This window comes from Bradyrhizobium sp. (genome assembly GCF_017881085.1).
Lineage (GTDB): Bacteria > Pseudomonadota > Alphaproteobacteria > Rhizobiales > Xanthobacteraceae > Bradyrhizobium.
The window spans coordinates 1-2,786 of sequence record NZ_JADGRI010000482.1 but is presented as its reverse complement, the minus strand read 5'-3'; the positions used below and the strand labels follow the sequence as shown (position 1 = coordinate 2,786).

Here is a 2,786-nt window from a genome sequence, read left to right as displayed (position 1 = left end):
CATCTCGGCGGCTTCCAGGTGCCGAAATTCATCCGGATCCTCGACGAAATGCCGATGACCGCGACCGGCAAGCTGCGCAAGGTCGAACTGCGCCAGGCTTTTGCCGACCATTTTTTGAAAGAGAGCGCGTGAGGCTCCCCGACATCATCGTCGTCATTCCGGGGCGCGCGAAGCGCGAGCCCGGAATGATGAGTAGGATAAGTTCATGGCTCTGATTGAAAATACCATTGCCCCATCCAGCGCCCCCTACCAGGCCAACCGCGAGGGCATGCTGGTGCTGATTGCGCGGATGCGCGCGCTGGAAGAGCGGGCGCGCGCGGCATCGGCCCTGGCCAAGGACCGCTTTCACAAGCGCGGGCAATTGCTGCCGCGGGAGCGCGTGGCGCTGGTGCTCGATCCCGGCGGGCCCTTCATCGAACTCTCGACGCTCGCCGGTTACCGGTTCGATAATCCCGACGCCGACAAGAGCGTTCCCGGCGGCGGGCTGATCGCCGGCATCGGATTCGTCGCGGGCATCCGCTGCATGGTCAGCGCCAACGATTCCGGCATCGATGCCGGCGCGCTGCAGGCGTACGGCCTCGACAAGACGCTGCGGGTGCAGGAACTGACGCTGGAGAACAAGCTGCCTTACGTGCAACTGGTCGAAAGCGCCGGCGCCAATCTGCTGCGCTACCGCGTCGAGGATTTCGTGCGGGGCGGCAACATCTTCCGCAACCTGGCGCGGCTGTCGGCGGCGGGGCTGCCCGTGGTGACGGTGACGCACGGCTCCTCGACCGCGGGCGGCGCCTACCAGACGGGACTGTCGGATTACATCGTGATGGTGCGCGGCCGCACGCGGGCGTTTCTCGCGGGGCCGCCGCTGCTGAAGGCCGCCACCGGCGAAATCGCCACCGAAGAGGAACTCGGCGGCGCCGAGATGCACACCAGCATTTCGGGCCTCGGCGATTATCTCGCCGAGGACGACCGCGACGCGCTGCGGATCGCCCGCGACATCATGGCCAATCTGGAATGGGACCGGCCGGTTGCGAGTACCGCCACCCATCGTCCGCCGCGGCACGATCCCGAGGACCTGCTCGGCATCATGCCGATGGACCACAAGCGCCCCGTGGACATGCGGCAGGTGATCGCGCGGATCATCGACGATTCCGATTTCACCGAGTTCGGCACCAATTACGGCCCCGCCACCGTATGCGGGCACGCCCGCATCGAGGGCCAGGCGATCGGCATCATCACCAATAACGGCCCGCTCGATCCCGCCGGCGCCAACAAGGCGACGCACTTCATCCAGGCCTGCTGCCAGTCGCGCACGCCACTGCTGTATCTGAACAACACCACCGGCTACATGGTCGGCAAAGCTTATGAAGAAGCAGGAATGATCAAGCACGGCTCGAAGATGATCCAGGCCGTGACTTCGGCCACCGTGCCGCAGATCACGATCTATTGCGGCGCGTCGTTCGGGGCCGGCAATTACGGCATGTGCGGCCGCGGCTTCCATCCGCGCTTCTGCTTCTCCTGGCCAAACGCCAAGACCGCGGTAATGGGCGGCGAGCAGGCCGCCGAGACCATGGCGATCGTGACCGAGGCCGCCGCGATCCGGCGCGGCAAGCCGATCGAGCAGGAAAAGCTCGATGCGATGAAGGCGCAGATCACGGGCGTGTTCGACGGCCAGATGGACGTGTTCGCGACCAGCGCGCGCGTGCTCGATGACGGCGTGATCGATCCGCGCGACACGCGCGCGATCCTGAGCGAGGTGCTGGCGATCTGCCGCGAGGCCGAGGCGCGCACGCCCCAGCGCATGCAGTTCTCGGTGGCCCGGCCATGAGAAACGGGTCGATGAAGGCAAGGCCATTCCACAAGATCCTGATCGCCAATCGAGGCGAGATTAGCTTGCGGATCATGCGGACCGCGCGCCGGCTGGGCTATGGCGTGGTCGCCGTTTATTCCGACGCCGACCGTGATGCGTTGCACGTGCGCGAGGCGGATGAAGCGGTGCGGATCGGCGAGGCGCTGCCGGCGCAATCCTATCTCAATATTGCGGCGATCATCGCAGCGGCGAAATCAAGCGGAGCCGACGCGGTTCATCCCGGCTACGGTTTTCTCGCCGAGAACGAGGATTTTGCCCAGGCCTGCCGCGATGCGGGTCTCGTTTTCATCGGGCCATCGCCCGACGCCATCAAGGCGATGGGCAACAAGGCCGGCGCCAAGGAAATCATGCTGGCCGCCGGCGTGCCCTGCGTCCCCGGCTATCAGGGCGCGGACCAGAGCGACGCAATAATGCTCGCGGAAGCAAAGAAGATCGGCTTTCCCGTCATGATAAAGGCCGTCGCCGGCGGCGGAGGACGCGGCATGCGGCTCGTTCGGGATGCCGCCGCATTTCCCGACGCCCTGCGCAGCGCGCGCTCCGAGGCGAAGGCCGCGTTCGGCGACGCCACCGTGATTCTGGAGCGGGCGATTGTCGATCCCCGCCATATCGAGATCCAGGTGTTCGGCGACGCCCATGGCAACGCGATCCATCTCGGCGAACGCGATTGTTCGGTGCAGCGGCGGCACCAGAAGCTGATCGAGGAAGCGCCGTCGCCGGCCGTCACGCCGGAGTTGCGGGCGCGGATGGGCGCGATTGCGGTCAAGGCGATCAAGTCGATCGGCTATGAGGGCGCCGGCACGCTGGAGTTCCTGCTCGATTCAAGCGGCGAGTTCTATTTCATGGAGATGAACACGCGCCTTCAGGTCGAGCACCCCGTCACCGAGGCCATAACCGGGCTCGATCTGGTCGAACTGCAGTTGCG

At 65.7% G+C, this 2,786-nt stretch carries 2 protein-coding genes; both read left to right on the top strand.

All coding sequences use genetic code 11. The features are described from left to right. The first annotated feature begins 205 nt into the window (after window positions 1-205). A complete protein-coding gene (locus tag QZ213_RS26960; RefSeq protein ID WP_291689094.1) occupies window positions 206-1,822 on the top strand; it encodes an acyl-CoA carboxylase subunit beta in 1,617 nt (538 codons plus the stop codon). Then, the coding region (locus QZ213_RS26955) for a biotin carboxylase N-terminal domain-containing protein (RefSeq protein WP_291689093.1) at window positions 1,819-2,786 on the top strand (968 nt) is incomplete at its 3' end. The genes QZ213_RS26960 and QZ213_RS26955, both read left to right, overlap by 4 nt.